Annotated in this window: 31 protein-coding genes; 14 read left to right on the top strand and 17 right to left on the bottom strand. The window is 67.0% G+C overall.

The window, feature by feature from the left end; all coding sequences use genetic code 11:
- The 3 genes from EH231_RS22465 to ybaK all read right to left on the bottom strand — a co-directional run bounded on the left by EH231_RS22465 (position 1) and on the right by ybaK (position 2,924).
- The gene (locus EH231_RS22465) at positions 1-1,197 is read right to left on the bottom strand and encodes an acyl-CoA dehydrogenase family protein (RefSeq protein ID WP_124713368.1); all 1,197 of its coding nucleotides are present in this window, start codon (positions 1,195-1,197) and stop codon (positions 1-3) included.
- Between the two features lie 2 nt (positions 1,198-1,199).
- Positions 1,200-2,315 (bottom strand): acyl-CoA dehydrogenase family protein, encoded by a 1,116-nt coding sequence (locus EH231_RS22460; RefSeq protein ID WP_124713367.1) that lies wholly within the window; start codon positions 2,313-2,315, stop codon positions 1,200-1,202.
- Positions 2,316-2,432: 117 nt separating this feature from the next.
- Positions 2,433-2,924: a Cys-tRNA(Pro) deacylase gene (gene ybaK, locus EH231_RS22455; protein ID WP_090432951.1), complete on the bottom strand. Its 492-nt coding sequence runs from the start codon at positions 2,922-2,924 to the stop codon at positions 2,433-2,435.
- Positions 2,925-3,129: 205 nt separating this feature from the next.
- Here ybaK and EH231_RS22450 point away from each other — a divergent pair, with 205 nt between their 5' ends.
- A complete protein-coding gene (locus tag EH231_RS22450) occupies positions 3,130-3,774 on the top strand; it encodes a sigma-70 family RNA polymerase sigma factor (RefSeq protein ID WP_164480985.1) in 645 nt (214 codons plus the stop codon).
- Positions 3,771-4,076: a mycothiol system anti-sigma-R factor gene (gene rsrA / locus EH231_RS22445; RefSeq protein WP_090432782.1), complete on the top strand. Its 306-nt coding sequence runs from the start codon at positions 3,771-3,773 to the stop codon at positions 4,074-4,076. The genes EH231_RS22450 and rsrA overlap by 4 nt, the downstream gene beginning before the upstream one ends.
- An 82-nt stretch (positions 4,077-4,158) precedes the next feature.
- On the opposite strand, the gene EH231_RS34845 is transcribed toward rsrA, so the two are convergent.
- Positions 4,159-4,251, bottom strand: coding sequence for a 50S ribosomal protein bL37 (locus EH231_RS34845; RefSeq protein ID WP_003882799.1), 93 nt, complete (start codon positions 4,249-4,251; stop codon positions 4,159-4,161).
- 136 nt (positions 4,252-4,387) lie between these two features.
- Here EH231_RS34845 and EH231_RS22435 point away from each other — a divergent pair, with 136 nt between their 5' ends.
- Both EH231_RS22435 and EH231_RS22430 read left to right on the top strand, forming a co-directional pair.
- Positions 4,388-4,603: a biotin/lipoyl-binding carrier protein gene (locus EH231_RS22435; protein WP_003882798.1), complete on the top strand. Its 216-nt coding sequence runs from the start codon at positions 4,388-4,390 to the stop codon at positions 4,601-4,603.
- 46 nt (positions 4,604-4,649) lie between these two features.
- Positions 4,650-6,149 carry a two-component system sensor histidine kinase PdtaS gene (locus tag EH231_RS22430; RefSeq protein WP_090432784.1) on the top strand — a complete coding sequence of 500 codons (1,500 nt, stop codon included), beginning with the start codon at positions 4,650-4,652 and terminating at the stop codon, positions 6,147-6,149.
- 186 nt (positions 6,150-6,335) lie between these two features.
- Here EH231_RS22430 and whiB1 read toward each other — a convergent pair whose 3' ends face one another.
- From whiB1 to EH231_RS22415, 3 genes are all read right to left on the bottom strand, one after another.
- Positions 6,336-6,590: a transcriptional regulator WhiB1 gene (gene whiB1, locus EH231_RS22425; protein WP_003882795.1), complete on the bottom strand. Its 255-nt coding sequence runs from the start codon at positions 6,588-6,590 to the stop codon at positions 6,336-6,338.
- Positions 6,591-6,849: 259 nt separating this feature from the next.
- A complete protein-coding gene (locus EH231_RS22420) occupies positions 6,850-7,812 on the bottom strand; it encodes a diacylglycerol/lipid kinase family protein (protein WP_124713366.1) in 963 nt (320 codons plus the stop codon).
- A 35-nt stretch (positions 7,813-7,847) separates the two neighbouring features.
- Entirely contained in the window at positions 7,848-8,237 is a 390-nt protein-coding gene (locus tag EH231_RS22415) for a YchJ family protein (protein WP_090432788.1), read from the bottom strand.
- 119 nt (positions 8,238-8,356) lie between these two features.
- On the opposite strand from EH231_RS22415, the gene EH231_RS22410 reads away from it, so the two are divergent.
- Positions 8,357-8,752, top strand: coding sequence for a type II 3-dehydroquinate dehydratase (locus EH231_RS22410; protein ID WP_064871854.1), 396 nt, complete (start codon positions 8,357-8,359; stop codon positions 8,750-8,752).
- Positions 8,749-9,126, top strand: a complete 378-nt coding sequence (locus EH231_RS22405; protein WP_164480984.1) for a hypothetical protein — start codon at positions 8,749-8,751, stop codon at positions 9,124-9,126. Before EH231_RS22410 ends, EH231_RS22405 begins: the two co-directional genes overlap by 4 nt.
- A gap of 3 nt (positions 9,127-9,129) precedes the next feature.
- Here the strand turns inward: EH231_RS22405 and EH231_RS22400 are convergent, their stop codons facing one another.
- Positions 9,130-9,969 carry a helix-turn-helix transcriptional regulator gene (locus EH231_RS22400; RefSeq protein WP_124713364.1) on the bottom strand — a complete coding sequence of 280 codons (840 nt, stop codon included), beginning with the start codon at positions 9,967-9,969 and terminating at the stop codon, positions 9,130-9,132.
- Positions 9,970-10,052: 83 nt separating this feature from the next.
- Here EH231_RS22400 and ilvD point away from each other — a divergent pair, with 83 nt between their 5' ends.
- A complete protein-coding gene (gene ilvD / locus EH231_RS22395; protein WP_124713363.1) occupies positions 10,053-11,963 on the top strand; it encodes a dihydroxy-acid dehydratase in 1,911 nt (636 codons plus the stop codon).
- Positions 11,964-11,966: 3 nt separating this feature from the next.
- On the opposite strand, the gene EH231_RS22390 is transcribed toward ilvD, so the two are convergent.
- The 3 genes from EH231_RS22390 to EH231_RS22380 are packed head-to-tail and all read right to left on the bottom strand — an operon-like array spanning position 11,967 to position 14,151.
- Positions 11,967-12,461: a GNAT family N-acetyltransferase gene (locus EH231_RS22390; protein ID WP_124713362.1), complete on the bottom strand. Its 495-nt coding sequence runs from the start codon at positions 12,459-12,461 to the stop codon at positions 11,967-11,969.
- Entirely contained in the window at positions 12,458-13,543 is a 1,086-nt protein-coding gene (locus EH231_RS22385; protein ID WP_090432794.1) for an isochorismate synthase, read from the bottom strand. Before EH231_RS22385 ends, EH231_RS22390 begins: the two co-directional genes overlap by 4 nt.
- The gene (locus EH231_RS22380) at positions 13,540-14,151 is read right to left on the bottom strand and encodes an acid phosphatase (RefSeq protein WP_124713361.1); all 612 of its coding nucleotides are present in this window, start codon (positions 14,149-14,151) and stop codon (positions 13,540-13,542) included. The genes EH231_RS22385 and EH231_RS22380 overlap by 4 nt, the downstream gene beginning before the upstream one ends.
- 28 nt (positions 14,152-14,179) lie before the next feature.
- Here EH231_RS22380 and EH231_RS22375 point away from each other — a divergent pair, with 28 nt between their 5' ends.
- Both EH231_RS22375 and EH231_RS22370 read left to right on the top strand, forming a co-directional pair.
- Positions 14,180-15,007, top strand: coding sequence for a ParA family protein (locus EH231_RS22375; protein ID WP_044516768.1), 828 nt, complete (start codon positions 14,180-14,182; stop codon positions 15,005-15,007).
- A 45-nt stretch (positions 15,008-15,052) separates the two neighbouring features.
- Positions 15,053-16,129 carry a MerR family transcriptional regulator gene (locus EH231_RS22370; protein WP_090432798.1) on the top strand — a complete coding sequence of 359 codons (1,077 nt, stop codon included), beginning with the start codon at positions 15,053-15,055 and terminating at the stop codon, positions 16,127-16,129.
- Between the two features lie 19 nt (positions 16,130-16,148).
- Here EH231_RS22370 and EH231_RS22365 read toward each other — a convergent pair whose 3' ends face one another.
- Positions 16,149-17,375, bottom strand: coding sequence for an Rv3212 family protein (locus tag EH231_RS22365; RefSeq protein ID WP_124713360.1), 1,227 nt, complete (start codon positions 17,373-17,375; stop codon positions 16,149-16,151).
- 31 nt (positions 17,376-17,406) lie between these two features.
- Positions 17,407-18,912 (bottom strand): DEAD/DEAH box helicase, encoded by a 1,506-nt coding sequence (locus EH231_RS22360; RefSeq protein WP_124713359.1) that lies wholly within the window; start codon positions 18,910-18,912, stop codon positions 17,407-17,409.
- A gap of 294 nt (positions 18,913-19,206) precedes the next feature.
- Here EH231_RS22360 and EH231_RS22355 point away from each other — a divergent pair, with 294 nt between their 5' ends.
- Positions 19,207-19,905, top strand: coding sequence for a ferritin-like fold-containing protein (locus EH231_RS22355; RefSeq protein ID WP_090432804.1), 699 nt, complete (start codon positions 19,207-19,209; stop codon positions 19,903-19,905).
- A 37-nt stretch (positions 19,906-19,942) separates the two neighbouring features.
- Here EH231_RS22355 and EH231_RS22350 read toward each other — a convergent pair whose 3' ends face one another.
- A complete protein-coding gene (locus tag EH231_RS22350) occupies positions 19,943-20,710 on the bottom strand; it encodes a hypothetical protein (RefSeq protein ID WP_124713358.1) in 768 nt (255 codons plus the stop codon).
- Between the two features lie 230 nt (positions 20,711-20,940).
- Here EH231_RS22350 and EH231_RS22345 point away from each other — a divergent pair, with 230 nt between their 5' ends.
- On the top strand, positions 20,941-21,180 hold the full coding sequence (locus EH231_RS22345; RefSeq protein ID WP_044516780.1) for a DUF3107 domain-containing protein: 240 nt from the start codon (positions 20,941-20,943) through the stop codon (positions 21,178-21,180).
- Positions 21,181-21,182: 2 nt separating this feature from the next.
- Here the strand turns inward: EH231_RS22345 and EH231_RS22340 are convergent, their stop codons facing one another.
- Positions 21,183-21,839: an HTH-type transcriptional activator FasR gene (locus tag EH231_RS22340; protein WP_055119841.1), complete on the bottom strand. Its 657-nt coding sequence runs from the start codon at positions 21,837-21,839 to the stop codon at positions 21,183-21,185.
- A gap of 201 nt (positions 21,840-22,040) precedes the next feature.
- Between EH231_RS22340 and EH231_RS22335 the strand changes: the two genes are divergently transcribed.
- The 3 genes from EH231_RS22335 (at position 22,041) to EH231_RS22325 (ending at position 25,333) form a co-directional block, all read left to right on the top strand.
- Positions 22,041-23,078, top strand: coding sequence for a DUF3152 domain-containing protein (locus EH231_RS22335; protein WP_090432808.1), 1,038 nt, complete (start codon positions 22,041-22,043; stop codon positions 23,076-23,078).
- Positions 23,079-23,263: 185 nt separating this feature from the next.
- A complete protein-coding gene (gene moeZ / locus EH231_RS22330) occupies positions 23,264-24,442 on the top strand; it encodes an adenylyltransferase/sulfurtransferase MoeZ (RefSeq protein WP_124714355.1) in 1,179 nt (392 codons plus the stop codon).
- A gap of 36 nt (positions 24,443-24,478) precedes the next feature.
- On the top strand, positions 24,479-25,333 hold the full coding sequence (locus EH231_RS22325; protein ID WP_044516784.1) for a TIGR02569 family protein: 855 nt from the start codon (positions 24,479-24,481) through the stop codon (positions 25,331-25,333).
- 15 nt (positions 25,334-25,348) lie between these two features.
- Here EH231_RS22325 and EH231_RS22320 read toward each other — a convergent pair whose 3' ends face one another.
- Both EH231_RS22320 and EH231_RS22315 read right to left on the bottom strand, forming a co-directional pair.
- Positions 25,349-25,645, bottom strand: a complete 297-nt coding sequence (locus tag EH231_RS22320) for an MGMT family protein (protein WP_124713357.1) — start codon at positions 25,643-25,645, stop codon at positions 25,349-25,351.
- A gap of 1 nt (position 25,646) precedes the next feature.
- Positions 25,647-26,420 carry an alpha/beta fold hydrolase gene (locus EH231_RS22315; protein ID WP_090432812.1) on the bottom strand — a complete coding sequence of 258 codons (774 nt, stop codon included), beginning with the start codon at positions 26,418-26,420 and terminating at the stop codon, positions 25,647-25,649.
- Between the last annotated feature and the right edge of the window lie 31 nt (positions 26,421-26,451).

Here is a 26,451-nt window from a genome sequence, read left to right as displayed (position 1 = left end):
TCAGCTCCGGCGGGCCTGGCGGAACGGGATGTCGCGATCGACCTCGGGTTCCTTGGCCAGTCCGAGGACCCGCTCGCCGATGATGTTGCGCTGGATCTGGTCGGTGCCGCCGCCGATCGACGTGAAGAACGCGTTGAGGGTAAGGAAGTTGATATCGTCGGCTTCGGGGTTGTCGGGGCCCGCCAAAAGTGCTTCCGCACCGATGATCTCGGTCTTGAGACGTGCCTCGGCATGCAGGATGTTCGACATCGCCAGCTTGCCCAGCGACATGATCGAGCTGGAAGTACCTTGTGCCGCTGCGGCTTTGGCGCGGGCGTTGTTGAGGGAGTTGAGTTCACGCAACGCCATCACGTTCGCCAGTTCCTTGCGGACGGCCGGATCCTCCAGGCGGCCGTGCTCGCGGGCCAGGCCGATGAGGTCGTCGGCCCGGGTCCGGTTGCGCGAGCCGCGCCCGCCGTCGCCCATGATGGACCGCTCGTAGGCCAGCGCGGTCTGCAGCACCCGCCATCCGTTGCCCTCGCCGCCCAGGAGGTAGGCATCGGACACCCGCGCGTCGGTGATGAACACCTCGTTGAAGTGCGATTCGCCGGTGATCTGGACCAGCGGACGGACATCGATACCGGGCTGACGCATCGGAATCATGAAGAAGCTCAAGCCTTTGTGCTTGGGCACGTCCCAGTCGGTGCGCGCGATCAGCAGCGCGTACTCCGACGTGGTGGCACCCGACGTCCACACCTTCTGGCCGTTGACCACCCACTCGTCACCGTCGCGGACCGCGGTGGTGCGCACCGCCGCCAGATCCGATCCAGCGCCCGGTTCGCTGTAGAGCAGACAGGTGCGGGCCTGTTCGGTCAGGAAGTCGCGCAGCAGGTCGTTCTTGAGCTGTTCGGTGCCGAACTTGAGCGCGGTGTTGGCCGGGATGCTGTATTTGTCCTGGCGCGCACCGGGCGCCTTGACCGCCCGGAATTCCTGTTCGATGACCGCGGCCAGTGCACTCGGGTACTCCCGTCCGAACCACTGGGTGGGGTACGTCGGCACGGCGTAGCCCGCGTCGAGCACCTTCTGCAGCCAGGCCACCCGCTCAGGGGAGCTGACCCACGGATTGGTGGATTTCGGTAGCCCGGACCAGTTCTGGGCAAGCCAGTCCCGCACCTCGGTGCGCAGTTGGTCGGCGCCGGGCAGGTCGTTGGCGGTCATCTTCAGGCGCCTTTCGCCGAGAGGTAGCGCTCGCGGTGCAGCCCGGAGCCGCCGAGCAGTTGCAGGCCGGTGCGGGCGCGGCGCAGGAACAGGTGTGCCGGGTGCTCCCAGGTGAAGGCGATACCGCCGTGCATCTGGATCGCCGACAAGGCCGTCGTGTGGTAGGCCTCCGCGCACGCGAATCCGGCCAGAGCTATTGCACCGCCGGCCTTTTCGCCACCGGACGCCTGCTCGGCCGCGGCGTGCTGGGCGGCCGAGGTGGCCGATTCCACCTGCACGAGCAGGTCGGCCGCCATGTGCTTGATGGCCTGGAAGCTGCCGATGGGGCGGCCGAACTGGATCCGGGTCTTGAGGTAGTCCACGGTGATGTCGAAGATCTGCCGTGCCCCGCCTACCTGTTCGCCGGCCAACGCGATCACCGCGAGGTCGAGGGCCTGCTGCACCGCGTCCCATCCGGCGGTGCCGATCCGGCGGGCCGGGGTGGCGTCGAACGTGTACGTCGACAGGGGGACGGTCGGGTCGAAAACTGTTGCGGCCGTGCGCTCGAAGCCGTCGGCGTCGGGTGCGATCTGAAAGACGCCGAAGTCTCCGTTGACGCGGGCCACCACCAGGATCACGTCGGCCACCTGTCCGTGGATGACGTAGTGGGCGTTGCCGGTCAGCGTGTAGTCGGCGTCGCCCGGGGCGTCGGCGGCCGCGGCGCGTACCGCGACGCCCTCCCGCGCCCAGGTGCCGCGGGCACCGGTCACCGCGACGGTCCCCACCGAGGTTCCTTCGACCAGGCCGGGCAGCAGGCGCTGCTTGTCGGCGTCGGTGCCCGCCGCCTCGATCAGTGCCGACGCCAGGACCGCGCTGGACAGGAACGGTGCAGGCAGCAGCGCAGCCCCGGTCGCCTCGGCGACGGCCTCGAGCTCGAGGGCACCGAGGCCGACCCCTCCGTACTCGCTGTCGACCAGGAGACCGGTGACGCCCTGGGCGGCGAGCTTGCGCCACAGATCGCGGTCGAAACCGTCGTCGGTGCCGATCACTCGGCGCACGTCCTGCTCGGTGCACTCGCCGTGCAGCAACTCGGAGACCGCGGCGGCCAGTTCCGCCCGTTCGGCCACGCTGATCGTCATGTGCACCCGCCTTCCTCGTCGGGTCCATGCAATCCGGCCAGAGCCGTGGTGTAAATCACTGATCGGCACACCGACAGGTTTCCGATTGCGACATGCCAATGTCGCGGTCTCGCCGGTTCAGGCGGGAACGCCGATATCGGCTGTCACCGCCGATGTCGCGCTGATCAGGTCCTCCGGTGACAGCGCGACGTCCAGGCCGCGTTTGCCTGCGCTGCAGAGCACCTTGTCGAAGGCCAGCGCCGACGTGTCGACGACTGTCGGCAGGCGCTTGCGCTGGCCCAGCGGGGAGATCCCGCCCACGACGTACCCGGTGGACCGCTGAGCGGCGGCCGGGTCGGCCATTTCCGCCTTCGGAACGCCCAACGCGGCCGCTGCGGCTTTGAGAGACAGCTTCTGCGGTACGGGCACGACCGCTACCGCCAAACCTTTGGGCAGGGCGATGACGAGCGTCTTGAACACCTGCTCTGCGACTATGCCGTCGGCCGCCAACTGGGCCACGGCCTCGTCGCCGAACGACTCGTTGCGAGGGTCGTGCTGGTAGGAGACCACCTCGTGGTCGATGCCTGCCGCCACCAGAGCGGCGATCGCGGGTGTCGCTGCACGTGCCACGGCGCTCAGCGTAGCCGGGAACATCATGGCCCCCGCATGCTGTTATTGGTCTCGACACCTGCTCAGCGCTACTTGTCGGTAGCACGCTCTAGGATCTGTAAGGAGGATTCTGGTGCCAACCGTATGCCTGGAACGGTCGCCGGATACCCAGTGGTATTCCGGAGCTCTTGGTGGCGCCGTGACAGAAGGGAAGGTGTTTCCCACGATGACTGACGTCGAGCAGGCTGAGCCTGACACGCCGCAGCCTGCCGAAACCGATGCCGAGCTGACGGCCCGGTTCGAACGCGATGCCATCCCGCTGCTGGACCAGCTCTACGGTGGCGCCCTGCGGATGACCCGCAACCCCGCCGACGCCGAGGATCTGCTGCAGGAAACCATGGTCAAGGCCTACGCCGGCTTCCGGTCATTCCGCGAGGGCACCAACCTCAAGGCATGGCTGTACCGCATCCTGACCAACACCTACATCAACAGCTACCGCAAGAAGCAGCGCCAACCCGCCGAATACCCGACCGACGAGATCACCGACTGGCAGCTGGCAGCCAACGCCGAGCACTCGTCGACCGGTCTGCGATCGGCGGAGGTCGAGGCGCTCGAGGCGCTGCCCGACACCGAGATCAAGGCGGCGTTGCAGGCATTGCCCGAGGAATTCCGGATGGCGGTGTACTACGCCGACGTCGAGGGTTTCCCCTACAAGGAGATCGCCGAGATCATGGATACTCCCATCGGGACGGTGATGTCCCGACTGCACCGCGGCCGCAAGCAGCTGCGCGAACTGCTGGCGGACGTGGCCAGGGATCGCGGCTTCATCCGAGGTCAGCAGGTTGGTGCGCCGGAGGAGGTGTCGTCATGAGCGAGAAGCACGATGAGGACGAACGCTGGACCCCGCCGATCGGTCCCGTTGATCCCGAGCACCCGGACTGCGCCGCGGTGATCGCCGAGGTATGGACGCTGCTCGACGGTGAATGCACAGCGGAAAGCCGCGACAAGCTCAAGCATCACCTCGAAGAATGCCCGGCCTGCCTCCGTCATTACGGGGTAGAGGAGCGGGTGAAGCGGCTCATCGCGTCCAAGTGCAGCGGTGAGAAGGCCCCTGAGGGGCTGCGGGAGCGGCTGCGCATCCAGATCAGCCAGACCACGATCATCCGGGGCTGACGGGGCGCGTAGCCCCGGGTGGCCCGACGACAAACCGCCCGATCTCCGAAGGGAGTCGGGCGGTCACAGTCAGCCTGAGTGGCTAGCGCACTGACTTCGAACCGGCGTTGGGGCGCTTGCCGTGGTTCGCCTTCGAGTGCTTGCGGTCCCGCTTCTTGCGGCCACGCTTCGCCATGATGATCCTCCAGATGGTGTAAGAGCTTGCTCCCTAGTGTCTCATGACCCGGGGGCGGCGCTGACCACCCGGGGTTGTGGTTCGATATAGGCCGCAGAAGTAGTCGGGTTAGCAGCCGTAGTGAAGTGGGGTGAAGATGGCCGAGGACGTTCGCGCCGAAATCGTGGCCAGTGTGCTTGAGGTCGTGGTTCACGAGGGCGATCAGATCGGTGCGGGGGACACCCTGGTGCTGCTCGAGTCGATGAAGATGGAGATCCCGGTCCTCGCCGAGGTCGCGGGCACTGTGACCAAGGTCAACGTCGCCGAGGGTGACGTGATCCAGGCCGGCGATCTCATCGCGGTGATCGACTGACCCGCGAGACGGTGCCCAGTTCTGCTCCTCGTGTGCGCGGTGGCTGATGTCCACTCTCGGTGACCTGCTCGCCGAGCACACCGTGCTGCCCGGCAGCGCGGTCGACCACCTGCATGCGGTGGTCGGGGAGTGGCAGCTGTTGGCCGACCTGTCGTTCGCCGACTACTTGATGTGGGTGCGCCGCGACGACGGCGTCCTGGTGTGTGTCGCGCAGGTGCGCCCCAACACCGCCCCCACCGTATTGCTCGCCGACTCGGTCGGCACGCTCGCGGCGGCCGCAGACCTCCCCGTCGTCACCACGGCTTTCGAGTCCGGGGCGATCGGTCGGGGAAATGGTGGTACACAACGACATTCGCCCGATCTGCCCGGTCTGAACGTGGAAGCGGTGCCGGTGCGGCACCGTGATCACGTGGTGGCGGTGCTGACCCACCAGACCGCGTTGGCCACCCGCCGGATGGCCAGCCCGCTGGAGGGCGCCTACCTGGACTGTGCGAGCGACCTGCTGCACATGCTGTCCGAGGGCACCTTCCCCAATGTCGGCGATCTGGCCATGTCGCGTTCCAGCCCGCGGGTGGGCGACGGGTTCATCCGCCTCGACGGGGTCGGCGACGTGGTGTTCGCCAGCCCCAACGCCATCTCGGCCTATCACCGGATGGGGCTGGCCTCCGAACTCGACGGGCACAATCTGGTGACCGTTACCCGTCCGTTGATCTCCGACCCGTTCGAGGCCCAGGAACTGGCCAACCACGTGCGGGACTCGCTGGCCGGCGGTTCCAGCATGCGTATGGAGGTCGACGCCGGTGGTGCGGCGGTGTTGTTGCGGACCCTGCCGCTGGTCGTGCACGGCGACGCGGTCGGTGCCGCTGTCCTGATCCGCGACGTCACCGAGGTCAAACGCCGTGACCGCGCGTTGCTGAGCAAGGACGCCACCATCCGGGAGATCCATCACCGGGTGAAGAACAATCTGCAGACTGTGGCGGCCCTGCTGCGGCTGCAGGCACGCCGGACCAACAATCTGGAGGCCCGCGAGGCACTGATCGAATCGGTGCGGCGGGTGTCCTCGATCGCGTTGGTGCACGACGCGTTGTCGATGTCGGTCGACGAGGAGGTCAACCTCGATGAGGTGATCGACCGGATCCTGCCGATCATGAACGATGTCGCCTCGGTGGACACCCCGATCCGGATCAACCGCGACGGTGCGCTCGGTGTGCTCGATGCCGATCGCGCGACTGCGCTGATCATGGTGATCACCGAATTGGTGCAGAACGCCATCGAGCACGCCTTCGACGCCAATACGCCGCAGGGGTGCGTGACGATCAGGTCCGAGCGGTCGGCCCGCTGGCTCGATGTCGTGGTGCACGACGATGGGCGGGGAATGCCCGACGGGTTCAGCCTGGAGAAGTCCGACCGGTTGGGTCTGCAGATCGTGCGCACGCTGGTGACGGCGGAATTGGACGGCTCGCTGGGCATGCACGACGTCGCTTCCGGAGGAACCGATGTGGTGCTGCGGGTGCCCATCGGGCGGCGCGGACGCGGGATTCAGTGAGGCCGGCCGGCGGGGTTCACAGGACCTCCACAGTGGGACGTCAGTACCACTGAAGTAATTACGAAGTTGCGTCAATACGAAATGTGACGACAATTACGCAATTTGCTACGGAAATTGTCACCAAAATAAGCTATGGCCCCGACATTCGTCGGGGCCATAGCTTGCGTCGGGATCTGGACCGAAGGGTCAGACTCCGGTGCGGGCCTTGGTGCGGGCGTTGCGACGCTTGAGCGCACGACGCTCGTCCTCGCTCATCCCGCCCCACACGCCGGCGTCCTGGCCGGAGTCCAAGGCCCAGGTGAGGCACTCAGTGGTTACGGGGCAACGGTTGCACACCAGCTTCGCGTCAGCGATCTGAGCAAGCGCCGGGCCACTGTTTCCCACGGGGAAGAACAGCTCCGGATCTTCGTCGCGACAGACGGCCTTGTGGCGCCAATCCATAATGATCAAACTCCTCGTTAGACATGTCATGCGTGCGCGGCGAAGCGCACTAGATTTTCTTCGGCTGTTAACGCGTGCACACGAATGTTTCTGCACTGTTGCATTGATGCTTTCACAGGCTGAACAGATGTCAATAGCATTGAGTTAACACGTGGGCAAAGTCACTGGCGGGGTCGGTGTCCCAGCCCCTCGCTCCTGTGTACTACACTTCCAAACTAGCTGCGCCCTAATTCCACCTTAAACGGTGTGTTTGCGCAGGTCAATCAGTTTTCTTCGTCGGTGCGACGACGCTCAGCGCCTCGGGGACCGACGTGAACGTCATGGTTTCGCGCTCGCCGATGTAATCTCCGTCAATCTGGCACGCGGCAGGCGTGTTACTCGTCACGGTGACCGACGAGACGTTGTCGTCACGGATCAGATGCTTGGCCTCCAGGCGCGGATTGCGTGCCACCATCTGCCGGACCAGTCGCAGATTCGCCCAGACGTTCATGCTCGTGGTCGCGAACACGCCCAGGCCGGTGTCGAACGTCGTATCGGGGTTCGTCCACACCGGGCGGCTGTTCGCATACGTCCACGGACTGGAGTTCGATACGAACGCGAAGTGCACCCCGCCGACCGGGTCGGCGCCCGGCAGCTGCAGCGTCAGGGTCGGTTCCTTGCGGGCGCTGGCCAGGAACTCGCGTATGGCCACCCGGATGTAGCGCGATGCGGTGACCTTGCGTCCCTTCTCGCGCTGGGCCTCGACGGCCGCCACCACATCACCGTCCACGCCCATGCCCGCGGTGAACACGCCCCAGCGCTCGCCGCAGTCCATCAGGCCGATCCGGCGCCACGGACGACCCATCCGATAGCCGCCGAGCAGGTCGACGAGTTGGTTGGTGGCCTCGATGGGATCGGGGCTGATGCCCAGCGCCCGGGCGAAGACGTTGGCCGAACCTCCCGGGACGACGGCCACCGCGGGGGCCAGGCCGGCATCGGGGCGGGTTCCACAGTCCCCGAGCACGCCGTTGACCACCTCGTTGACCGTGCCGTCGCCGCCGTGCACGATCAGCACATCCACCCCGTCACGGGCGGCGTCACTGGCGATCTCGATGGCGTGACCTCGGTGGTTGGTGTGTTCGACGGTCAGCGTCACCCGGCTTTCCAGCGCATGGGCGAGCAGGTCACGACCCGCCGGGGTGGTCGAGGTGGCGTTCGGGTTGACGATCAGCACGGCACGCACGGGGCATGAGCCTAACCGGGCGAGGTGTCCCGCCGTTATTCGAAGATCTCTCCGTCCACGTAGCGCCACTCACCTTTCACCCGCTCGAAACGACTGCGTTCATGCAGGATGTGCCGGCCGTCGCCGTGAACGTATTGGGCGCGGAACTCGACCACGCCGGTGGCGTCGGCCTCGTCGCCCGCGTCGGTGTCGACGATCTGTAATCGCCGCCAGGTGATGGTCCCGTCGAGGGTCAGATCGGCCGGACGGGTGTCGGGATGCCACGAGGTCAGCAGATAGTCGACGTCGCCCACGGCGAAGGCGCTGAACCGCGACCGCATCAGTGCGACGGCAGTCGGGGCCGGGCGGGCGCCGGCGTGCAGCGGCCCGCAGCAGTCGGTGTAGGCGCGGCCGGTACCGCACGGGCAGAGGTTGACGCTCGACACGCGGTCAGTGTGGCAGGCCTGCGTCTTGCCTGCGGGGACCCCTGCGCCGGTACCGTACGGAGGTGACCGAACGCCCTGTGAAGCCTTGTCTGTTGCTCGTCAACGGACCGAATCTCAACATGCTCGGCACCCGGCAGCCCGAGATCTACGGGTCCACCACCCTGGCTCAGATCGAGCAGCGGGTGGCCGAGGTGGCCGCCGGGTTCGGCTTCGAGGTCCGCGCGGTGCAGAGCAACCACGAGGGCGTGCTCGTCGACGCGATCCAGGCGGCCCGTGGTGACTGCGCGGGCATCATCATCAATCCCGCGGCCTACAGCCACACCTCGGTGGCGATCCGCGACGCGCTGAGTGCCGCCGAACTACCGGTCGTGGAAGTGCACCTGAGCAACATCCACACCCGGGAACCGTTCCGGCACCACTCGTACGTGTCGGCCGTCGCGCAGGTGGTGATCGCCGGAGCGGGTCCGGCCGGATACGAATACGCGGTGCGCTACCTCGCGGAGCGGCAGTCGTGATCCAGCCTCCCTCCATCCGGTACGCAGGATTTCTGACCGCCGCCGAAGGGGTCGCCGCGCTGATCATGGCGGTCGTGCTCCTGGTGCGCGCGGTTGCCGGTGCCGACCAGCACATCGTGAGCGGTTACGGCACCGCGATCTGGTTCGCGCTGATCGGTGCCGGGGTGCTCGCCGGCGGTTGGGCGCTGATCACCGCTCGGCGCTGGGGCCGGGGGATCGCGGTGCTGACCAACCTGCTGTTGCTGCCCGTGGCCTGGTACGTGATCACCTCGCACCACGTCGTGTACGGCGTCCTGGTCGGATTGCTCGCCCTGGTGACGCTGGGTCTGCTGTTCAGCCCGTCCTCGGTGGACTGGATCACCCGGCGCGACTGAGCATCACGCCTGTCCTTCGGCGGCGACGAGCCGCTCGAGCCGGCCGGCCGCGGTAGCGTCGGCAGGGGTGTAGACGACGATGTTCAGGTCCGGCAGGTCGGCCGGGGTGAGCCGGTGATACTCCAGTTCGATTTCGCCGGTCACCGAGTGATCGAAGCGCCGGATCCGGGTCTGAAAGCCCTCGATGGTGTGGTCATCCCAGATGCGATCGAATTCCGGACTTCTCGTGCGCAGCCGATCGAGCAGGCCGGCGACGGTGGGTTCGCCGAGTCGGCCGCCATTCTGGATACGGAACTCCGAGACGAACCGTCGACTCTCCACCTCCCAATCGGGCATCAGCACCCTGATCGACGGATCGGTGAACACCAGTGACAACAAATTCCGGTCCTCGTGAGACACCGCGCGCACCCTCGGATACAGCGCCGCGTATGCGCGGTTCCACGCGGTGATCTCCCAATCCGGGTCGATGGCGAAGGCCGGCGAACGGCCGAACGCCTCGAGCAACCGGTGCAGGTGCTCTGGCGGTTCGCCGGAGTCGGGCGGCGATTGTGCGCCACTCGGCGAAAACCCGGCCAGTGACAACAGATACGTCTGATCGGCGGGGGAGAGCCGCAGTGTTTCCCCGATGGCGTCGAGCACCTGCCGCGACGGGTTGATGTCTCGGCCCTGTTCCAGCCAGGTGTACCAGGTGACGCTGATGGACGACAGGAACGCCACTTCCTCACGGCGTAAGCCGTTGCGGCGGCCCCTGATCGGTGGCAGACCGTGCTCAGAGCGGTCCACCGACTCCCGGCGTATCCGCAGGAACCCGCCCAGTTCTGCGCGGGCGGCCTGATTGGACATCGCTCAATGTTAGGACGGGTAGTGGCAGTACTAGAGCCAAGACCGTCTTCGCCCGGCGCGCAGTATCCACAACCATGGGCGCCATGCCCGAATTGAGATCCAGGACCGTCACCCACGGCCGGAACATGGCAGGCGCGCGGGCCTTGCTGCGCGCCGCCGGTGTGTCCGGCGCCGACATAGGCAAGCCGATCGTCGCGATCGCCAACAGTTTCACCGAGTTTGTGCCCGGCCACACGCACTTGCAGCCGGTAGGGCGCATTGTGTCCGAGGCTGTGCAGGCAGCCGGCGGAATCGCGCGGGAATTCAACACGATCGCCGTCGACGACGGGATCGCCATGGGTCACGGCGGGATGTTGTACTCGCTGCCCTCACGCGACCTGATCGCCGATTCGATCGAATACATGGTCAATGCCCACCGGGCGGACGCACTGGTCTGCATCTCCAACTGCGACAAGATCACTCCCGGCATGCTGATGGCCGCGCTGCGGTTGAACGTGCCCACGGTGTTCGTGTCCGGTGGACCCATGGAGGGCGGCACAGCGACGCTCGTCGACGGCACGGTGCGCACCGGCTTGCACCTGATCTCGGCGATGGCCGACGCGGTCGCTCCCGGAGTCTCCGACGCCGATCTGGAGCGCGTTGAGGCCGCGGCGTGCCCCACCTGTGGATCGTGCTCGGGCATGTTCACCGCGAACTCCATGAACTGCCTCACCGAGGCGATCGGGCTGGCGCTGCCGGGCAACGGCACGACGCTGGCCACCCACACCGCCCGCCGCCGGCTCTACGAGGATGCCGGTGCGACGGTCATGGAACTGGCCAGGCGCTACTACGACGAGAACGACGAGAGCGCTCTGCCGCGCAACATCGCCTCTGCCGCAGCTTTTTCCAATGCCATGGTGGTCGACATCGCCATGGGTGGGTCGACGAATACGATCCTGCACCTGCTGGCCGCCGCACGCGAGGCCGAGGTTGACTTCGACCTCGCCGACATCGAGGCCCTCTCGACGCGAATTCCGTGTATCTGCAAGGTCGCGCCCAACGGCAGGTATCTGATGGAGGACGTGCACCGGGCAGGCGGCATCCCCGCTGTGATGGGCGAGCTGTTGCGCGCGGGCCTGCTCGATACCAATGTGCATGCGGTCCATTCTGGTTCGCTCACCGCGTGGCTCGATGAGTGGGATCTGCGATCGCCCACGGTCTCGGACGACGCCGTCGACCTGTTCTACGCCGCGCCCGGTGGGGTGCGGTCGAGTTCGGCGTTCTCGCAGTCCTGCCGCTGGGAGAGCCTCGACCTCGATGCGGAGTCGGGCTGTATCCGTGATGTCGCGCATGCGTATTCCGCGGACGGTGGGCTGGCGATCCTGCGGGGCAACATCGCCGAGGCCGGGTGCGTGGTCAAGACGGCCGGCGTCGACGAGTCGATCCTGCGCTTCAGCGGGCCCGCGGTGGTCGTCGAATCCCAGGAGGAGGCGCAAGACGTCATCCTGACCGGCCGGGTGCGGCCCGGCGACGTCGTCGTGGTGCGGTACGAAGGCCCGCGGGGAGGGCCGGGAATGCAGGAAATGCTCTATCCCACCTCGTATCTCAAGGGCGTGGGCCTCGACAAGGTGTGTGCGTTGATCACCGACGGGCGGTTCTCCGGCGGATCGTCGGGCTTGTCGATCGGGCACATCTCCCCGGAAGCCGCGGCCGGTGGCGTCATCGCGCTGGTGCAGGACGGGGACCGCATCGACATCGACATCCCGGCCCGCCGCATCGAATTACAGGTCGACGCGGCTGAACTCGACAAGCGCCGACGCGGGCTGGAGCAGGGCGGTGGGTATTGGCCCAGGCGCCGGGACCGCGAGGTGTCCCCGGCACTGCGGGCCTACGCCGCGATGGCTCTCTCGGCGGATCAGGGTGCGGTGCGGGACGTGTCGTTGATCGAGGCTGCGAGCCGGGCCGGGGCTCCGGTCCGGCTCGCAGCGACGGGAGCGCCTACAACGCAATGTTGAGGGCTACTGCGGCCCGCGACTCTCTCCGGCCAGTGACGAAAGCTCGGGTCCCGAGACCCGGTAGGTGGTCCACTCGGTCTGCGGCTTGCCGCCGACGGCGTCGTACAGCGCGATGGCGTTGACGTTCCAGTTCAGCACCGCCCAGGTCATCCGGGTGTAACCCTGCTCGATGCATTCACCGGCCAACGTGGACAACAGTTTCCGGGCCAGTCCGCGACGCCGGAATGCCGGACGCACGTAGAGGTCCTCCAGGTAGAGTCCGGCGACGCCGTCCCAGGTGGAGAAGTTCAGGAACCACACCGCGGTCGCGGCAACCTGCCCGTCGATCTCCACCATGTGCGCATACGCCACCGGGCGGTCACCGAAAAGTGCTGTGTGCATCTGCTTTTCGGTCACCGTGCACTCGTCTGCGGCCCGTTCGAACTCGGCCAGCTCGCGAATCATCGCGGTGATCTCGACCTCGTCGCCGGGCCGCGCCCGGCGGATCAACTCGCTCATGTCGCCCCTAGTCCAGTCAGGATGGTTCGGAATTTCGTGGTGGTCTCGTCGACTTCGTCATCTGGATCGGATTCGGCGACGATACCGCCGCCGGCACTGGCCAGCGCCGTGTATCGGTCCGCGGACAACACCGCGCAGCGGATCGAGACCACCCAGCGCCCGTCTCCTTGGCTGTCGCACCAGCCGACGGCGCCGGCGTAGAACCCGCGATCGCCCTCCAGTTCGCCGATCAAGGCCGCGGCGCGGTCGGCCGGAACCCCGCCGACGGCGGGAGTGGGATGCAGCGCGAGCGCCAGATCGATTGCTGTGGTTTGCTTTTCGCGCAACCTACCCACCACCGGGGTGCTCAGGTGCCACAGTGCGTCGGTGCCGTGCAGCTCGGGCTCTTCGGCGATCCGCAGATCCACGCACAACCGATCAAGAGCTTGGCGCAGGACGTCGACCACCAACTGATGCTCATGGCGGTTCTTGGCCGATGCGGCGAGCGCGGCCGCGTTGGCCGCATCGATCTGCGGATCGGCCGACCGTGGTGCCGACCCGGCGAACGGTTGGCAGATCACCTTCTCGCCCTCGCGCGCCACCAACAGCTCAGGACTGGCACCCACCAGGGCGGTGCCGGTGTGGGCACCGCCGGCCGCGGACAGATCCGCCAGGTAGACGGTGGCGGCCGGGTCGGCGTCGGCCAGCCTGCGCAGCACACTTCGCACGTCCCACGGGGCGTCCGCTGTCAGCCGCAGCGCGCGGGCCAGTACCACCTTGTCGATCGGGATCTGCGGGTCGCGCAGTTGACGGATCGCCTCGGCCACCCGCCCTCGGTGCACCGGGCCGGGCGGCAGGGTTTCGCGATCCACCACTGCCGGAGGCGGGCTGGCGTGCCAGCCCGGCAGTGCCTCGGTGAACCGAACCGTCTCGGGTTCGTAGAGGGCAGCGGGCGATGTCAGGTCGAATGGCAAGGCGCCCAGCACAATTGGTGTTCCAGCGCGTAGTGCTTCCTGGGCGTCGGTGATGTCGGCGAATCCGGCGCGCACACCTTCGGCGAGGATGGCGCCGGACGGACCGGCCAACACGAACGACGGATTCACTGCGACAGGCAGGGGTTGGGGTGACCGGCCAGACCCAGCGCGGTGATCTGGCGTACACCGTGCTCGAAACCGCACACCGCGAGAGAAGCGGGCACCATCGATACCCGGATGCCTTCGGCCACCGGCAGTTCCACCCAGCGGGTCAACATCGCGCGGGAGAAATGCCCGTGCCCGACGAACACCACATCCCGGTCGGGCACATGCTCCAGCGCCGTCGCCACGGCCCGATCGGCACGCTCAGTGACCTGTGCGACGGTCTCCCCGCCGGGACAGCCATGCGTCCACACCAGCCAATCGGGCACGGTCTGCCGGATCTCCTGCGTGGTCAGTCCCTCGTAGTCGCCGTAATCCCACTCGGACAGCACGGGGTCGACCGCATCGACGTGCAGGCCGGCCAGCTCGGCGGTGGCCAGCGCGCGGCGCCGCGGGCTGCTGATCACCAGCGGGTCGGTCAGCTGCAGCTCGGCAAGTGCGGGACGGGCCAGTACGGCCTGCTCGCGCCCGGTCTCGGTGAGTTCCAGTTCGGTGCGGCCGGTGTGCCTGCCGGTCGCCGACCACTCGGTCTCGCCGTGGCGGAGCAGGATCAGGCGGTGCAGGCGGTCGCTCACAACGGCGATTCTGCCGCACGTTCCGGCAATGCCGCCGAGAGCGTGCTTGGATGAAGGTGTGACGCGAGTATTAGCGGTCGCCAATCAAAAGGGTGGGGTAGCCAAGACGACTACGGTGGCGTCGCTGGGTGCGGCGATGTCCGAGCAGGGGCGGCGGGTGCTGCTGGTCGATCTGGATCCGCAAGGCTGTCTGACGTTTTCATTGGGACACGACCCGGACAAGCTGCCGGTATCGGTACACGAGGTGTTGCTCGGCGACGTCGAGCCGGGGGCGGCCCTGGTCGAGACGGCCGAGGGGATGACGCTGCTGCCGGCCAACATCGACCTGGCGGGCTCCGAAGCCATGCTGTTGATGCGGGCCGGGCGCGAGTATGCGCTCAAGCGGGCCCTGGCCAAGGTCGCATCCGATTTCGACGTGGTGATCATCGACTGTCCGCCGTCGCTCGGCGTGCTGACACTCAACGGCCTGACCGCCGCGGACGAGGTGATCGTGCCGTTGCAGTGCGAGACCTTGGCGCACCGCGGTGTCGGCCAGTTCCTGCGCACCATCACCGACGTGCAGCAGATCACCAATCCCGAGCTGGCGCTGCTGGGCGCGCTGCCGACGCTCTACGATTCCCGCACCACCCACAGCCGTGACGTGCTACTGGACGTCGCGGACCGGTACGAGCTGCCGGTCTTGGCCCCGCCGATTCCGCGTACGGTCCGGTTCGCCGAGGCCAGCGCGTCGGGGTCCTCGGTGCTGGCCGGGCGTAAGAGCAAGGGCGGGCTGGCCTACCGCGAGCTGGCCCAGGCCCTGCTCAAGCACTGGAAGTCCGGCAAGAAGCTTCCGACTTTCACGCCTGAGGTGGTCTAGGGCCCTATTTGACCTTCTCCTACGGGCAGACCCGATGCTGACGACATGAACGAAGACCTGCTGAGCATCGGGGAGTTCGCGGCCCGGACCGGGTTGTCGGCGAAGATGTTGCGTTCGTATGCGGCGTCGGGGGCATTGGTGCCGGCCGCAGTCGATGAACTCACGGGATATCGGTACTACTCGCGGGGCCAGATTGCTCAGGCTCGGACGGTGGGGTTGCTCCGTGGAGCCCGGATACCGGTCGCCGAGATCGCCGGATTCCTGCGGGACCCCACCGAGCAGCAACTGGCTGCCTGGCGGACGGCGCTCGATGATGAATATGCGCACCGCCGTGAGGCCCTCGTGATGGCTCGCGGCGCGCTGCTCGCTCACACTTCTCTGGTGGCAGGGGGTCACCGGAGTGACGAGAGGACGATCTGGATGGCTTCGGTGTTACGGTCCGCGACGGCCACCGATCAGGGCCCGGTACGGGAGAGCAACCAGGATTCACTGCTCGCCGACGGCATCCTATATGCGGTCGCCGACGGTTTCGGGCCCGCCGGCGAGCACGCGAGCCGGATCGCGGTCGAGGTACTGGCCGCCGGATTCGCCGCCGCACCTGACCGCGACGGGCTCATCGGCGCGGTGCAGCGGGCCAACGAGCAGGTCTTCGCACACGTCAGCGCGTCGGGTACCAGCTCGGGCGCAACGCTCACGGTGGTGGCGATTTTCGGCGACGAGCAGGGCGGACCGATGGCCGTCAACATCGGGGATTCGCCGCTGAACCGGATTCGCGACGGGGTGATGTGTCAGCTCACCGACGATCACAGCGTCTCGGGTGAGCTGGTGCGGGCCGGTGAGATCACCCGGGAGGAGGCCCGTTTCCACCCGCACCGTCACCTGCTGACCCGGGCGCTGGGCATCGGCCCCTTCATCAGGCCCGATCTGTTCGATCTCGACTGCCGTCCCGGTGACCGGTTCCTGATCAGCAGTGACGGATTGTTCGCCGGAGCCGAGGACGCCGACATCGCAGGTGCCGCCGTCGATGACGAACCCGAGGTTGCCGCACGGCGGTTGGTTCAGGTGGCCAACGATGCCGGCGGCAGCGACAACACGACCGTGATCGTGATCGACATCGGCTGAGCCGGGGCCAGGCCGGGCCTCATTCAGGGCCCAGTGCCACCAGCTGCGTGCCGCGCTGTTCGAGCACCGTGTCTCCGGCCACCACCGGTACCACGGGCGACACACTGGGCGTGCGGGGCAGTGCGATGTGGCGCTGCCCGGTGCCGGTCTGCTGATCGAAGACGTCATAACCGTCGTTGACCGGAACCAGGAGCTGCCCGGCCATCACCGTGGCAGGCCCGACGGGGAAATGCGGTCCGGATGGGGTCACGGTGAACTTGTACTGAAGGCCGGCCGTCCCGGTGGTACTGAAGACCAGTACCGAGTCGCCGGTCCACCAGCTGATCAGGTCCCCGGCGCGGGTGGTGGTCGACTGCGGCGCGGCCGGTTTGGCCAGCGGCAGGCTGGCGAGCGTCTTACCGGTTTCGTCGATGACGTTCACCATCGGCTTCGGGGTGGGCAGGTACACCGCGGTGGTGGTGCCCGATACCGCGACCACCTGGGCCCCGGATTCGTCGGTGATGTCCTGCAACTCGACGTAGCGCACGTCGGGAGTGTCTTCTTCGTCGGCCGGGCGCAGCAGCGTCAGCCGGATGAACTTGCTCTTCGGGCAGGATTCCAGCACCGACACCGCTGAGGAACTCGCCGCCGCCGACAACTGGCGGCACACCGGTGATGCCGGTACGTCGGGCTTGATGCGCGCGTCCAGCGCGCCGTAGGACAGCATCCGGACCATGTCGGATCGCCACAGCTCGAGGCGGCTGTCCCCGGCAGAGAGCACTGTGGAGCCGTCGGAGGACAGCCGGACCTCGGGGTCTGCGTAGGCGGTGCGGGCCGGCCCGCGCGTGCCGGTTTTGCCGTCGACGGTGCTGACCTGTCCGCAGCCACGGACATCCGGATACACCGCGACGGCGTACTGGTACACCGCTGTCACACCGCACAGTTCGAGGTCGCGGGCATAGCTCCACAACACCGCTCCGGTGACGGGGTCGCGGCCTTCGACGGTGGATCCGTCGCCGGTCACCACCGACCCGCCGGCGAGCACGGGTTCGGTGGTCTTCGGACTTGCGGTGGTCCACAGCTCCTGCAGACCGGCAGGCACTTCGCGCGCCGGAGTCAGGTACGGAACCGGTGATGCGGCGGGCCGGCTGATGGTGGCCCGTGCATCACTGGTCCACCAGATCAGGCCGGCCGCCAGCGCGACGATCGCCACGATTGCCGCCGCGGCGGCCATGTCGCCGCGGGTGCGGCGTTCGGGTTTGACCATGGACTGGTGCCGTCAGGTCTTCCTTCCGGCGTCAGCCGGCCGTGGCGGTCTCGGCCTTCCGGGGACGGCGCCGGCGACGACGACGTGCGGCGGTCGACGCTTCGCCCGCGGTGTCGTCCGACTCGGTCACCGGTGCGGCATCGGCGCTGTCCTGCGCCGGAGCCGTGGTGCCCTCCGGATGCCCGGTGGCCGACTCGCCGCCGCGGGTACGCCGGCGGCTGCGGGTCCTGGTCCTGGCCGGACGATCCTCGTCCGTCGAGGAGATGCGCTTCTCGTCGGGGCTGCGCTTGGCCTTGGCCTTGGCCTTGAGCGGTTCGCCGATCCGGCCGGTGGCATCGTTCGGGATGCCCAGCTCCTCGTAGATGTGCGGTGAGCTGGAATAGGTTTCTGCCGGATCGGGGCAATTCAGGCTCAGCGCCTTGTCGATCGTTTCCCACCGGGCCAGTTCGTCCCAGTCGACGAGGGTGATCGCGACACCGGTCTTGCCGGCGCGGCCGGTGCGTCCGATGCGGTGCACGTAGGCCTGCTCGTCCTCGGGGCACTGGTAGTTGATGACGTGCGTGACGTCGTCGATGTCGATACCGCGCGCCGCGACATCCGTTGCGACCAGGACGTCGACGGCGCCGGTGCGGAACGACTTCAGGGCCTTCTCGCGGGCACCCTGGCCTAGGTCACCGTGTACGGCGTCGACCTTGAACCCACGCTCGGCGAGCTCGTCGGACACCTTCTGTGCGGTGCGCTTGGTGCGGGTGAAGATCATCGTGGCGCCGCGGCCCTCGGCCTGCAGGATGCGACTGACTAGCTCCGACTTGTCCAGGGCGTGGGCCCGGTAGGCGAACTGCTCGGTGGTGTCGTGGGTCGCCGCCGAGTGCGGGGCCTCGGCCCGGATGTGGGTCGGCTGGTTCATGAACGTGCGGGCCAGCGTGATGATCGGGTCGGGCATGGTGGCCGAGAACAGCATCGACTGCCGGTCGTCGGGGGTCAGCCGCAAGATGCGCTCGATGTCGGGCAGGAAGCCCAGGTCGAGCATCTCGTCGGCCTCGTCGAGCACCAGCACGGAGAGACCGCCCAGCTGCAGGTGTCCCTGCTGTGCCAGGTCAAGCAGTCGGCCCGGGGTGCCGACGACGACGTCGACGCCCTTGCGCAGCGCTTCGATCTGGGGCTCGTACGGGCGTCCGCCGTAGATCGAGGTCACCGCGAATTTCCGGTCGCCCGTGGTCACATACTTGGCTGCTCCGGCGAGGTCGCCATAGACCTGAATACAGAGCTCACGGGTGGGCACGACGATCAAGGCCCGGGGGGTGCCGTTGAGCGGGCGGGCTTCGTCGGTGGAGATGCGATGCAGCAGCGGGACACCGAAGGCGTAGGTCTTGCCCATACCGGTGCGGGCCTGACCGATCAGGTCGTCGCCGGCCAGCGCCAGCGGGAGCGTCAGTTCTTGGATGGCAAAGGGATGTTCGATACCGGTTTCGCGGAGTGCCCGGACGATTTCGTCGCGGACGCCGAGCTCGGCAAACGTTTTATTTACATGAGTCATGGTTGGAGGAGGTGGCCTTTCACTGTCAAACCTCATGGGCATCCAGCGCACACGAGTTTGACGGTGAAACGGTCGGGTTCGCCCGGATACGGTTCATATCCGTCGGCGCTGCCGATCCGTTGGGCCCAGCTCCACAGGGCGGGCCAACTGCGTGCACGCACATTTCCTGGTAGCGGTTCGGGCGCTGAAACAGTCGGCTCGAAGCCGTTACCAGATGCCATTGTAGCTGGTCGCGGGATCTGGACCCATTTGCCAGCAGATCACGGTGCCCCGACGGCGTCTAGAGTTGGCCTCATGAATTCGCCTCAGCCTGCCGCGGACCAGATCGTCGAACCGGTCGACTCAGGCGTGACGGCGGATCATCCCGGGGTCAACGAATTGTTCGCGGTGCTGGCCTACGGCGAGGTCGCCGCGTTCTACCGGCTCACCGAAGAAGCGCGCATGGCGCCGAACCTGCGCGGCCGGATCAACATGGCGAGTATGGCCGCCGCTGAGATGGGCCATTACGAGCTGTTGCGGGATGCGTTGGAGCACAGGGGAGTTGACGTCGTTCCCGCGATGACGAAGTACGCCTCGGCGTTGGAGAACTATCACCGGATGACCACGCCGAGCACGTGGCTGGAGGCGTTGGTCAAGACCTACATCGGCGACGCGCTCGCCGCGGACTTCTACCTGGAGATCGCCGACGCACTGCCCGAGCAGGTGGCCACGGTGGTGCGTGCGGTGCTGTCCGAAACCGGACATTCGCAGTTCGTGGTCGCCGAGGTGCGTGCCGCGGTGACGGCCAGCGATCGTCAGCGGCACCGGCTCGCACTGTGGGCGCGTCGCCTCCTCGGAGAGGCAGTCACCCAGGCCCAGTTCGTGCTGGCCGATCACGACGAACTCGTCGACCTCGTGATGTCCAGCGGTGAGGGCCTGACGCAGCTGGCCGAGTTCTTCAGCCGGCTGCAGAACACCCACCAGTCCCGGATGCAGGAACTGGGCCTGGCGTAGTTCCGCCAGACCCAGTCGGCACTGCTCGGTTCGGTCGCTACTGCGTGCAGGTGGTGATCATGGTGTTGTTGGCCTGGGCGACGAGCACGGCGCCGGACGCGTCGGTGATCGAGCAGTTGAGCTGCCCTGCGACGCTCGTCGCGGTCACCGACTTGAGCGTGACACCCGGGTTGAGCACCACCGTCTTGGCCCAGGGCAGCGCGACGTTGATGTCGGTCTGCAGCGCGCCCTGTTCGTCGGTGTAGACGATGGTCACCAGGTCGATGAGCTGGCGGTTGCCGGTCACCCGGTAGGTGACGGCGTTCGGGGTGGCCATGCCCGCGGGCGGTGCCGCCTCGGGCGGCGCGGCGGGCGCGGGTGCGGCCGTCGCGCTGGGTGCCGGCGTCAAGGTGGTGACGGTCTCGGGTGACAGCGGCGCCGTCGGCGCTGCCCGCGGCGGGACCGGCTTCGTGGTGGCGTCCTGGACCGGTTGGGTGGTCTGGGTCGGCTGCGCCGAGGGCGAGGTCAGCGTGGCCGATACCGAGCCGCTGTCGCCGCCGCCCAGGATCACCACGGTGCAGATCACCGCGACCAGCAGGATCGCGCCGGCCACGGCGGCCACCCAGATCCAGCGCCGGTCGATGGGGTCTTCGTAGAACGTGACCTCGTCGTCGTAGTCGGCGTCGTACCCGTAGTCCGTCTCGGCGTCGGCCGAGTAGTCCGTGTTGTAGTCAGGGGTGTGGCCGGAGTACCCGCTCGGCTCATACGGGCGGTCCCCGTACCGCTCGGTCGGGGTGGTGTCGTACGGCGAATAATGCCTGGTCATGCGGGTGCCCCAGTCGTCTCGTCCAATATCGGAACTGATGCTATCGAGGCAGAAGTGACAGATGAGGTTGAGCTCGGTGCGTGTCGGTCACGGTCCGGACTCGGTTCGGTATCTGCGTTTCGCGCACGGCGTACCTCCGGGCCGGACCGCTGGCGGCGGCGGGTCCCCACCGTCCACTAGCCTGCTCAGGGAAGTCGACAAACGACGCGAGAAAGAAAGAAGGGTCCAGCGTGGAGGTCAAAATCGGTGTCACGGACAGCCCGCGCGAGCTCACCTTCAACAGCGCGCAGACACCCACCGAGGTGGAGCAGCAGGTAACCGAGGCACTCGCCAAGGATTCGGGTGTGCTGGCGCTGACCGATGAGAAGGGGCGGCGATTCCTGGTGCAGAACAGCCGGATCGCCTACGTCGAGATCGGCGCCGCGGATGTGCGCCGGGTTGGTTTCGGGGTCGGAGCGGAATCCGCCTGAGATCAGGACCGGGTGAGTGGCACGTGTGACAGTCCGCCCCAGGCGAACTGCACCGTGCCATCCACGGCCGTGTTCCGGTCGATCGGTCGCTCATTGGTCAGCCAGTACCGCGCCGAGTCGACGCTGATGGCCACCAATCCGACCGCGATCATCCTGGCGCGGTGCGCCTCCAGACCGGAATCCCGGCTGATCAGATCGAACACCGCGTCGGTGCACGCCTCAGTGGCGACCTTCACCTGCGCCGCCACCTGTGGCTCGCTGACATAGTCGTTCTCGAAGATCAGCCGGTAGCCCTGGCTGTCGTGCTCGATGAAATCGAAGAACGCCTCGACTGCCGCGCGCAACCGCTGCCGGTTGTCGGTGGTGGTGCGCAGCGCCTGGCGCACACCGGAGACGAGATTGTCGACGTGACGCTGCAGCACCGCGAGGTACAGCTCGAGCTTCGACGAAAAGTGTTGATACAGAACAGGCTTGCTCACGCCCGCGCGTTCGGCGATCTCATCCATGCCCGCCGCGTGGTAACCGCGCTCGACGAACACCTCACTGGCGGCTGCCAACAGCTGTCCACGCCGCTCATCACGAGGCAGACGGTTGCCGCGTCGACCACCGGTCGCCGGCTTGTCACCTCTCCTCTCGGCGGTGTTGGCGAGATCGCTCATCAGGTCCTCAATCTGTATTGCTCTGGCGCACTTGGACATGTTCTGCCGAGCCGCTGATCGCACCGACACTACTACCGTGGCGGTCCACTTTCGCCGCGCGGTCGCTCGAGAAACGAGCACGAGTTTCGAAATGACACCGGCGAGGTCACGGCATAGCTGCGCTGAGAACCGATCCACAGGAGTCTGTGCCATTCTGGTCCGGTGACCTACGACCCGGGACGTCGCGGGGGTGGCCGTGTCCCGGCGCTACGCAATGAGTGGCGGGAGCCGCTACGCGCTCAGCGAGATCCGATTGCCGCCGATTCAGGACGAGCGAGATCCAATCGGGACGACCACCAGCAGTGGCGTAAGCAGACGTGGATCGGCCGCTTCGTGTCCACCTACGGCTGGCGCGCATACGCGTTGCCGGTGTTGATCGTGCTGACCGTGGTGGTGATGTACCAGACCATCACGGGCACCAGCGCCCCTCACTCCGCCCAGGAGGAGGAGGGTCCGGTGCAGGGCCCGCCCACCATCGACGTGGCCAGCACCGCGATCATCGGTGCACCGCCCAAAGGCCTGACCCAGTTCGATGCGAACCTGCCCACCGGGATCCTGCCCGCAGGCGGTCAGTTCACCGAGGCCGGGGCGCGGACCTGGCGGATCGTGCCGGGTACCACCCCCAAGATCGGTGAAGGCACCACGAAATCCTTCACCTACACCGTCGAGGTCGAGGACGGCGTGGACACCACCGCATTCGGCGGCGACGAAGGTTTCGCCCACATGGTCAGTGAGACCCTGGCCAACCCGAAGAGCTGGACGCACAACGGGCTGTTCGCATTCACCCGCCTGGATGCAGGCAGTGGCGTCGAACCCGATTTCCGGGTGTCGCTGACCTCCCCGATGACGGTGCGCGAGGGCTGCGGGTACGACATCGAGCTGGAATCGTCGTGCTACAACCCGTCCTACGACGGGAACCAGCCCAGGGTGTTCGTCAACGAGGCCCGGTGGGTCCGCGGCGCGGTGCCGTTCCAGGGGGACATCGGCTCCTATCGGCAGTACCTGATCAACCATGAGGTTGGTCACGCCATCGGCTACCAGCGGCACGAGGCCTGCGAGGCCAACGGAAAGCTGGCGCCGATCATGATGCAGCAGACGTTCTCCACCTCGAACGACGACGCCGCCAAGTTCGACCCGGGAACCGTCAAGGCGGACGGCCTGACCTGCCGGTTCAATCCCTGGCCCTACCCGATCGCATAACCGCCGGGCCTGCGGTGCGATCCTCTCCGCTGTGCCGACGTCGTGACCCGGGCCCGAAGCGTCTTGTGCACGGTCGCGGTGGCCGGACGGCGGGAAGCTTGGGCACCGGATTACCGTTGTGGATACGAGCAGCTGGGACGATGAACTGACCAGGAAAACTGAGGAGACATACGGTGTCCGCGAATTTGGACGTGTCGTTACCGCCGTTGGTTAAGCCGGCCGCCGAGCTGACACGCGAAGAGGTCACGCGCTACAGCCGGCACCTGATCATCCCGGACGTCGGCGTGATCGGGCAGAAGAGGCTGAAAAACGCCAAGGTCCTGGTGATCGGGGCCGGGGGACTGGGGTCGCCGACCCTGCTGTACCTGGCCGCGGCGGGTGTGGGCACCATCGGCATCGTCGAGTTCGACGTGGTCGACGAGTCCAACCTGCAGCGGCAGATCATCCACGGCCAGTCCGACATCGGCCGTTCCAAGGCGCAGAGCGCCAAGGAATCGGTCCTGGAGATCAACCCGCTGGTGACGGTGAACCTGCATGAGTTCCGGTTGGAGCCGGACAATGCGGTGGAGCTGTTCAGCCAGTACGACCTGATCCTGGACGGCACCGACAACTTCGCCACCCGTTACCTGGTGAACGACGCTGCGGTGCTGGCCGGCAAGCCCTACGTATGGGGCTCGATCTACCGGTTCGAAGGCCAGGTGTCGGTGTTCTGGGAGGACGCGCCCGACGGGCTGGGCCTCAATTACCGCGACCTCTATCCCGAGCCGCCGCCACCGGGCATGGTGCCCTCGTGCGCCGAGGGCGGGGTGCTCGGCATACTCTGCGCGTCGATCGCGTCGGTGATGGGCACCGAGGCCATCAAGCTCATCACCGGCATCGGCGAACCGCTGCTCGGCCGCCTCATGGTGTACGACGCACTGGAGATGTCGTACCGGACCATCCGAATCCGCAAGGATCCGGCCACTCCGAAGATCACCGAGCTCATCGACTACGAGGCCTTCTGTGGTGTTGTCTCCGACGAGGCCGCGGCCGCTGCGGCCGACTCCACGATCACCCCGCTGGAGCTGAAGGAACTCATCGACTCCGGGAAACCGTTGGCGCTGATCGATGTCCGCGAACCCGTCGAGTGGGATATCAATCACATCGAGGGTGCCGAGCTCATCCCGAAGCCGACGTTCGAGTCCGGTGACGCGTTGGCCAAACTCGCGGTGGACCGGACACCGGTGCTGTACTGCAAGACCGGGATCCGTTCGGCCGAGGTGCTCGCCATCGTCAAGAAGGCCGGTTTTTCCGACGCGCTGCATCTGCAGGGCGGAATTGTGGCCTGGGCCAAGCAACTCGAGCCCGACATGGTGATGTACTGACGGCTGGTTTGCCGGTCAACACCTTAGGCTGAGGCTGTGAGTGTGGAACGGCCGCCGGAACATGTGCTGGCGGCGTTCGGCCTGTCCGGGGTGCGCCCGGTACCGCTCGGCTCTAGCTGGGAGGGTGGCTGGCGCTGCGGCGAGGTTGTGATGTCGATGGTGCCCGAGCACGCCCGTGCGGCGTGGTCGGCGAAGGTGCGGGAGTCGCTGTTCATCGACGGCGTGCGGCTCGCCCGCCCGGTGCGCTCGACGGACGGTCGTTACGTGGTCGCCGGGTGGCGGGCGGACACCTTCGTCGCGGGCACGCCCGAACCCCGCCATGACGAGGTGGTATCGGCGGCAGTGCGATTGCACGAGGCCACGGCGAAGTTGGAGCGGCCGCGCTTCCTCACCCAGCCCCCGGTCGCACCGTGGGCCGATGTCGACGTGTTCATCGCCGCGGATCGGGCGGCGTGGGAGGACCGGCCGCTGCACTCGTTGCCGCCCGGTGCCAGGGTTTCACCCGGCTCGTCTGACGGCCAACGTTCTGTGGAGCTGATCAATCAGTTGGCCGGTCTGCGCAGGCCGACCAGGAGTGCGAGTCAACTGGTTCACGGTGACCTCTACGGCACAGTGCTTTTCGCCGGGACGGCGGCGCCCGGAATCACCGACATCACGCCGTACTGGCGCCCGGCGCCTTGGGCCGCGGGCGTGGTGGTGGTCGACGCGTTGTCCTGGGGCGATGCCGATGACGGCTTGATCGAGCGATGGCAGTCGTTACCGGAATGGCCGCAGATGTTGTTGCGGGCGTTGATGTTCCGGCTGGCCGTGCACGCGCTGCACCCACGGTCCACCGCGGCGGCCTTCCCGGGCCTTGCGCGTACCGCCTCGCTCGTGCGGCTGATCCTGTAACTCGCCTGCTCGCGGTCAGAACCGGTGCCGGTACTCGGACAGGCGTATCCGCCCGTCGACGGCCAGCACCCCCTCGGCGCGCAATCGTTCCAACTGTCTGGTCGCCAGGTGCGGTGCGGGACGCCCCGAGGCGAGAATCACCCGGTGCCAGGGCAGGTCCGACGAATCGGTACGCATGATCCAGGCGACGATCCGTGGGCTGGAAAGGTGTGCGGCATCGGCGATGTCGCCATAGGTCGACACCTTGCCGGACGGGATCGCGGCGACCAGCGCCCGCACGGTCTCCACCTGTTCCTCGGTCACGGCAGGCATGTCAGCCCAATTGCTCGAGGATCAGTTTCGCGGTCTCGGCTGGTTTGGCCTGGGCCACCATATGGTCGCAATCCCAGTCCAGCAGAGTGAAATCCGAACCGAGGTGCCCGCTCAGCGCGCCGATGAGACCGTCGCTCGCGTACGGCGGAGTGGTGCGGGTGGCGCGGACCAGGACCGTGGGAGTGCCCTTGCGAGGCAGGGCAACCGGGCGGGCCAACTCGCTCCAGTAGGACATCATGGCCGGGATGCTGATCCGCCACCCGTAGCGGCCGTCGGGAAGTGCGACGAGATGCTCGTCGAGGTCACGCTCCAACTCTTCCGGGGCCACCTCGCCCCACGACCCGTTGGCTTTCTCGGCGCGTGCCTCGGCGCGGTCGGGGTAGTCGGGCGAGGCAATCATGCTGTCGGCGATCTCACGCATCCATTCGCCGTCGAGCTCCACCGCTGGGTCCAGCAACACCAGTCCGCTGACCAGATCCGGATGTGCGGCAGCGAGATTGAGCGCCACCGCACCACCGAACGAATGCCCGGCCACCAGGGTGGGGCCGTCCAGTAGCGAGGCCAGGGCCTCGACGTTGGCGTCGAGGGTCCACGGGGCAGCCCACGACGAGTGGCCGTGCCCGAGCAGATCGGGGGCGAGCACCGCCAGCTCGGGCAGGTGCTGTTCGGCCAGAGTCTTCCAACGTTGGCCATGCCCGGTCAAACCGTGGATGAGCAACAGCCGGGGCGGCTGGTCGGGGCCGTAGCGGTAGACGTGCAACTTCTCGGCTGACATTCCATAGATGCTGCCAGAGCTCGCGCTCCGC

This window comes from Mycolicibacterium nivoides, assembly GCF_003855255.1.
Lineage (GTDB): Bacteria > Actinomycetota > Actinomycetes > Mycobacteriales > Mycobacteriaceae > Mycobacterium > Mycobacterium nivoides.
This window is presented reverse-complemented; position numbering and strand designations above follow the sequence as displayed.